This window comes from Acidovorax sp. KPB24-03, assembly GCF_057546605.1.
Genome location: NZ_BAAJYR010000915.1, coordinates 1 through 620, shown reverse-complemented (window position 1 = coordinate 620; position 620 = coordinate 1). Strand labels below are relative to the sequence as shown.

1 protein-coding gene is annotated in these 620 nt (G+C 71.1%); it reads right to left on the bottom strand.

What is annotated here, in order from left to right; genetic code table 11:
* On the bottom strand, positions 1–307 hold a 307-nt coding region (locus AC27KI_RS26780; protein WP_487116936.1), incomplete at its 3' end, for an MFS transporter.
* Positions 308–620: the final 313 nt, after the last annotated feature.

Sequence of the window (620 nt, the reverse complement as noted above, 5' to 3'; positions counted from 1 at the left end):
CAGCCAGCAGCCCGGTGAGCGAGTCGGCCAGCGCCGCCAGCAGGCTGCCGGCGGCGAACACGGCCAGGCCCAGCACGATCACGCGCTTGCGCCCGAAGCGGTCGGACGCCATGCCCAGCGGCAGCTGCAGCACCGCCTGCGTGAGGCCGTAGATGCCCATGGCCAGGCCGACGAGCGCGGGATCGTCGCCGCCCGGGTATTTGCGCGCTTCGAGCGCGAACACGGGCAGCACGAGGAACAGCCCCAGCATGCGCAGCGCGAAGATCAGCGCCAGCGCGAGGCTGGAGCGGCGCTCCAGCGGCGTCATGGCGGTGGCGTTGGACGGGGGCGAGGCGGTGGCGCCTGGACCTGGAAGGTGGGTGGAGGAATCCGGCACGGTGGGTGCGCTGAGGGCCTGAAGCCAAAGCCGCGATTCTCGCCCATCGCCCGCAGGCCGGAACCGGCGCCACCGCGCAGGCATTGACGGCCTGGCGAACCCGTTTTCGCCGCTGCGGGCAAAAAGGCCACCATGCCTGTGGATTCATTGCCCTGATTGCTATTAAATAAGGAGCAAATGGTTTTCCGGCCCGCCGCCGGACCGCCCCCCCGCCGGCAGCAGGGGCCGGGTGGCCCTGCGGACG